General features: G+C 75.0%; 5 protein-coding genes. 1 reads left to right on the forward strand and 4 read right to left on the reverse strand.

Features of this window, described 5'->3' with window-relative positions:
* Together IE249_RS37615 and IE249_RS17385 are read right to left on the reverse strand one after the other, a co-directional pair.
* Positions 1–397: enolase-like domain-containing protein (locus IE249_RS37615; RefSeq protein WP_506366966.1), on the reverse strand; the 397-nt coding region annotated here is incomplete at its 3' end.
* The gene (locus IE249_RS17385; protein ID WP_189705717.1) at positions 394–1,161 is read right to left on the reverse strand and encodes a chorismate synthase; all 768 of its coding nucleotides are present in this window, start codon (positions 1,159–1,161) and stop codon (positions 394–396) included. The genes IE249_RS37615 and IE249_RS17385, both read right to left, overlap by 4 nt.
* A gap of 106 nt (positions 1,162–1,267) precedes the next feature.
* Here IE249_RS17385 and IE249_RS17390 point away from each other — a divergent pair, with 106 nt between their 5' ends.
* Complete coding sequence (locus IE249_RS17390; protein ID WP_189705718.1) at positions 1,268–2,821, forward strand: PucR family transcriptional regulator; 1,554 nt, start codon at positions 1,268–1,270, stop codon at positions 2,819–2,821.
* 18 nt (positions 2,822–2,839) lie between these two features.
* Here IE249_RS17390 and dapE read toward each other — a convergent pair whose 3' ends face one another.
* Both dapE and IE249_RS17400 read right to left on the reverse strand, forming a co-directional pair.
* The gene (gene dapE, locus IE249_RS17395) at positions 2,840–3,943 is read right to left on the reverse strand and encodes a succinyl-diaminopimelate desuccinylase (protein WP_373304407.1); all 1,104 of its coding nucleotides are present in this window, start codon (positions 3,941–3,943) and stop codon (positions 2,840–2,842) included.
* A gap of 32 nt (positions 3,944–3,975) precedes the next feature.
* Positions 3,976–5,472 carry an amino acid permease gene (locus IE249_RS17400; protein WP_373304408.1) on the reverse strand — a complete coding sequence of 499 codons (1,497 nt, stop codon included), beginning with the start codon at positions 5,470–5,472 and terminating at the stop codon, positions 3,976–3,978.
* Between the last annotated feature and the right edge of the window lie 347 nt (positions 5,473–5,819).

Here is a 5,819-nt window from a genome sequence, read left to right on the forward strand (position 1 = left end):
CGGCGGGCACCCGGTCGCGTACCGCCCCGAGGTAGGCCGCCAGCGGCATCCCGCAGGACCTGAGCTCCGCGTCGAGCACCGCCGTCTCCAGCGCCGCCTTCGCCAGCTCGTGCCCCTTGACCTTCGCCGTCGCCGGCGCGAGGGCGGCCGTGGTCAGCTCGGGCAGCGCCGCCACGCGCGGCAGCAGGAAGTCGCGCAGCACGATCTCCGCACCGGCGGTGAACTCCGAGCAGTACAGCGGCTCGGGGTCGGCGGCGAACTCCGACCAGCCCTCGGCGCCGTCCGTGACCACGCGCAGCAGGAAGGTGTCCTTCGCCGTCATGGTCCCGAAGGACGTACGGAACGGCGTGACCAGCGGAATCGCGACGTGCACGATCTCCACGCGCTCGAGCTTCATGCGGCTTCCTCCTCGGACCGGGTGAGCGTGTACCAGCCGTCGCGGGACATGCCGGTGGCCGTGAAGCCCTCGGCGAAGGCGCCGGTGAGGACCTCGCGGACGGCGTGCCGCCAACGCAGCGCGAGCGCCGGGTCGGCGGCCCGCAGGGCGACCGCGTCCCCGGGCACCCGGCACCAGATGTGCAGGTCACCGAGGTCGCGGCGGGCGAGCGGAGCGCCGTCGGGGGCGAGGTGGCTGACCGGTGCGGCCGCGCGGTCGCCGGTCTCGTACGGCTTCCCGGGCTCGGCCAGGTCCCAGGTGACGGTCAGCCGGTCGCTCTCGTCGCCGTCGTTCACCCCGTCGGTCATCGGCCCGTAGAAGTCGACGAGGTACTCGGTGCCGACCGCGCCCAGCTTGACCAGGTTGAAGCGGGCGTTGCGGCCGACCAGCGGGTCGAAGGTCCAGCGCATGGTGCGGGCTCCGCGCTCCACCGCCCAGGCGCGCTGGGCCTGCTTGACGGCGTGGCCGAGACCGCGGTCGGCGGCGGCGACGAGCGAGTACGCGTCCTGCCCGGCCGGCGGCCCGAACACGGCGACCGAGGCGCCGGCGAGGCGCTGCCCGTCGTGGGCCGCGTGCACGGCCCCGCCGGCGTGCACCAGGCTGTGCAGCACCTCGGCCGGGTACGGCGGGGCGGTGCGCGGGGTGTGCCAGACGTCGCTGAGGTAGTCGGCGACGGCCCCGAGCCCGGCGACGTCGTGGACGGTGCTGATGGTCACTGCGGTCATGACAGGAGTCTCACCGGCCGGGACCCGGCCGCGGGTTGTGCGAGCGGACAACGCCTGCGTACGTTCATGAGGAGATCGGCCAATCCGCCCCTGAGGAGTGAGCCCCGTGGACGCCTGCACGCTCGGTGACCTCCTCGACGTCGTCGGCGGCTCCTCCGTACGCCTGCTGACGGCCCCCGCCGGGCTGTCCGTCCCGGTCACCGAGGCCGTGCTGCACGACCCGCACGCCCCGCTGCCGCGGGTGCCGGGCGCGCTGCTGCTCGCGGTCGGCGTGCGTGCGGACGCGGCCGGACCGCTGCTGCGGGCGGCCGCCGAGGCGGGGATGAGCGGGGTGGTGGTGCGCGGAGCGGACGGCCCCGTGGCCGAGGCGGAGTCCCACCGGGTGGCGCTGCTGGCCGTCGCCGAGGACACCGCCTGGCACCAGGCGCACCTGCTGCTCGCCGCCGCGATCGGCGCCCGCCCGGTGCCCTCCGGCAGCGGGCTCGGGGACCTGTTCGCGCTGTCCGACGCCATCGCGGCGGCCACCGGCGGCGCCACCGCCGTGGAGGACCCGCGCCAGCGGATCCTCGCCTACTCCACGGTCCCCGGCCAGGTCGTCGACGAGGACCGCCGGCAGGGCATCCTCGGCCTCCAGGTGCCGCCGAGCACGGAGAACACCGAGCAGTACCGGGTGCTGTTCGGCGCCGAACGGCCGGTGCGGCTGCCCGCGCTGCGCCCCGGCGACCTGCCCCGGCTCGCGGTCGCCGTGCGCGCGGGCGGCGAGACCCTCGGCTCGGTGTGGGTGATCGACGACGGCTCGCTCGCCCCGGACGCCGGGGAGACCCTGCTCCAGGGCGCGTCCACGGCCGCGCTGCTCCTGCTGCGCGCCCGGGCCGCGCAGGAACTGGCCCGCCACCACAGCGGCGACCTGCTGCGCCGCCTGCTCGACGGCACCGCCGACCCGGCCGCGGCCGGCCACCGCCTCGGCCTCGAGTCCGCCGTACGGGTCGCCGCGTTCGTACTGGACTCCGCCGCGAGCGTGCCCGACGCCGAGCGGACCGCGCTGCGCCTGCTGGACGTCGTACGCCTGCAGTGCGAGGCGCGCTACGGGCGGCACGCGTGCGTGCTGGCGGACGGGGTGGTCTACGCGCTCCTGCCGGCGGCCGGGGAGCGTGGCGGGGCCCGGCACCGGCAACTGGCCGAGGACATCGTGCGACGGGCCGGGCAGGCGCTGCGGGTGCCGGTGCGCGCGGCGCTCGGCGAGGTGGTCCCGGACCTCGGCGGCGTGCCGGACTCGCGCGCGGATGCCGACCTGGTGCTGCGGCTGCTGGGTCCCGGTCTGCCGGTGGCGTCGGTGGACGAGGTGCGGGCACGCGCGACGCTGCTGCGCCTGTCCGAAGTCATGGATGGGCAGCGGGAGTTGAGCGCGGGAGCGTGGCGGCGGGTGCTGGCGTACGACGCGGAGAACGGCACGGAGTACGCCCGCACCCTGGTGTGCTGGTTCGACGCGGGCTGCGACATGGCGGGCGCGGCCAGGCTGCTCTCCGTGCACCCCAACACCTGCCGCTACCGGCTCAGACAGGCCCAGCAGCAGCTCGGCGTCGACCTCGACGACCCCGACGAACGGCTCGTGCTGTGGCTCCAGTTGCGGACACTCGGCGGTCTCACGGGGGCCGGCTGAGGAGGTGCCGGGGGCGCCTCACAGGAGCCACTCGCCGAGCCGTTCCTCGCAGGCGCGCAGGTGCGCCACCGGCACGTGCTCGCCGGCGGTGTGCGCGAGCGAGGGGTCGCCGGGGCCGTAGTTGAGGGCGGGCACCCCGAGCGCGGCGAACCTGGCCACGTCCGTCCAGCCCAGCTTCGGCCGGGGCACGGCGCCGAGCGCCTCGACCAGCCCGGCGATCCGGTCCAGCCGCGGCAGCGCGCCGGCGACGGCCTCGGTGACGTGGACCTCGTACCCGGCGAACAGCTCCCGTACGTACGCCTCCGCCTCCCGCGGGGAACGGTTGGGCGCGAAGCGCAGGTTGACGGTGACGACGCACTCGTCGGGCACCACGTTCCCGGCGACCCCGGCCCGCACGGCGACCGCGCTGAGCCCCTCCCGGTACTCCAGCCCGTCGACGACGACCCGCTCGGGCATGTGGTCGGCGAGCCGCTGCAGGACCGGGGCGGCCGCGTGGGCCGCGTTGACGCCCTGCCACGCCCGTGCGGTGTGCGCCCGTTCGCCCCGCAGCACGATGTCGGCGGTGAGAGTGCCCTGGCAGCCGGCCTCGACGCCCGCGTCGGAGGGCTCCATGAGGATCGCGAGGCCGGCGTCCGCGAGCAGACCGGGGCGCTCGGCGGCGATGCGGTGCAGGCCGTTGCGGTCGCCCTCGACCTCCTCGCACTCGTAGAAGACGTAGGTGAGGTCGTGGGCGGGCTCCGTCGCGGCGGCGGCGAGGCGGAGGGCGACCGCGACCCCGCCCTTCATGTCGCAGGCGCCGAGCCCGTGGACGCTGCCCCCGTCGAGGCGGGAGGGGAGGTTACCGGCGGCGGGGACGGTGTCCAGGTGACCGGCGATCACGGCCCGCAGCGGCCGTCCCAGGCCGGTGCGGGCCACGACGGAGTTCCCGATCCGCTCGACGGCCAGGTGCGGCAGACCGCGCAGGGCCGCTTCGACGCCGTCGGCAAGGGGGGCCTCGTCACCGCTGACGGAGGGGATGTCGACGAGGGCGCGGGTGAGGTCGACGACGTCGGAGGTGAGGTCGAGGGAGACCGTGGGGGAGGTCGTGGGGGAGGTCGTGGAGGGAGTCATGGAGGGGGTCATGGAGAAGGTCGTGGAGGGGGTCATGGACGGGGTCATGCCGCGTGCTCCTGTCCCGGTGCCGCCGGCCCGGCCGGCTGGAGGCCCTGGAGGCCGAGCCTGGAGTGCCGGATGCCGTACGTCGCGTAGATCACGAGCCCGGCCGCCATCCACGCGCCGAACGCGATCCAGGTGTCGCTGCCGAGGCTGAACAGCATGTAGGCGCAGAAGCCGACGCCGAGCAGCGGGATGACGGGCGCGAGCGGGACGCGGAAGGAGCGGGGGGCGTCGGGGCTGCGCCGGCGCAACAGCACCACCGCGAGGTTGACCAGCATGAAGGCGAAGAGGGTGCCGATGCTGGTGGCGTCGGCGAGGCTGCCCAGCGGGACCAGTGCGGCGAGCACGGCGATGAAGGCGGAGACGATCACGGTGTTGGCGCGGGGCACCCCGGTGCGCGGGTGCACCTTGGCGAACAACGGCGGCACGAGCCCGTCGCGAGACATCGCGAACAGGATGCGGATCTGACCGTACTGCACGGTGAGGACGACGCTGGTGGTGGCGACGACGGCGCCGATGGACAGCAGGATCGGCCACAGGTCGCCGCCGCCGACCGCCTGCACGAGCACCTGGCTGAGCGTGGCCTCGGTCCCGGCGAACTCCTTCCACGGCATCGCGCCGAGCGCGGCCACGGCGACCAGGACGTACAGGGCGGTGACGAGCACGAGGGAGAGGATGATGGCGCGGGGCAGGTCGCGCTGCGGGTCGCGGGCTTCCTCCCCCGCCGTGGAGGCGGCGTCGAAGCCGATGTAGGAGAAGAAGAGCGAGGCGGCGCCGGCGCTCATGCCGGCCGCGCCCAGCGGGAAGAGCGGGTGGAAGTTCCCGGCGCGGAAGGCGGTGAAGGCCACCGCGCAGAACATCACGAGCGCGGCGATCTTCACGGCGACCATGACGGTGTTGGCCACGGCGCTCTCCTTGGCGCCGCGCAGCAGTACGACCATGGCGAGGACGACGATGAGGGCGGCGGGCACGTTGAGGGTGCCGCCCGCGCCCGGCGGGGCGCTGAGCGAGTCGGGCAGGGTGACGCCGAGGGTGAGGTGGAGCAGTTCGTTGACGTACTGCCCCCAGCCGACCGCAACGGCCGCGACGGACACGCCGTACTCCAGGATCAGACACCAGCCGCACACCCAGGCGACGAGTTCGCCGAGCGTGGCGTAGGCGTAGCTGTAGGACGATCCGGAGCCGGGGATCATGCCGGCCAGCTCGGCGTAGGAGAGCGCGGAGAACAGCGCCGTCACCCCTGCGAGCACGAACGACACGACGATCGCCGGGCCGGCTTCGGGCACCGCCTGCCCGAGCACGACGAAGATGCCGGTGCCGAGCGTGGCACCCACGCTGAGCAGGGTGAGCTGGGCGACGCCCATGGTCCGCTTGAGCGGGCTCCCGGCGGCGTCGTCGACGAGTGCACCCAGCGCCTGCCGGCGCACCAACCGCCCGGCACCGCTCACCCGTCGCCCCACCGGCCCCCGCGCCCGCGCGCCGGCCTCCGTACCGATCTCCGTCTCCACCGTGCCACTCCCTCCGCCTACGGGCTGTATGGCCCTTGATGATGCGGAGGGCGGAAGGCACGACGATGAGAGAAGAAGCCAGAGCTACGGTCTCCGCTTTGCACAATCGGCCAAAGACCGGGGGGGGAGGGGTCGGGGGTCGGGGGTCGGGGGTTGACGGCGGCCGGGAGTTGGAGGCCCGGGGGCGGGAGGCCCAGGGCCGGGGACCGGGAATCGGCGGTCGGGGGCCGGGGGCCGGAGGCCAGATCCAGGAGGCCCGAGCCCGGGAGCCGGAGGCCAGGACCCGGAGACCGGAGCCCGGGAGCCGGAGGCCAGGACCCGGAGACCGGAGCCCG

This window comes from Streptomyces anandii JCM 4720 (assembly GCF_014650655.1).
Classification (GTDB): Bacteria; Actinomycetota; Actinomycetes; order Streptomycetales; family Streptomycetaceae; genus Streptomyces; species Streptomyces anandii.

Excerpts from the sequence above, each read along its gene's own strand:
- IE249_RS17385 (WP_189705717.1), bottom strand. The coding sequence starts at position 1,161 with ATGACCGCAGTGACCATCAGCACCGTCCACGACGTCGCCGGGCTCGGG.
- dapE (WP_373304407.1), bottom strand. The coding sequence starts at position 3,943 with ATGACCCCCTCCATGACTCCCTCCACGACCTCCCCCACGACCTCCCCC.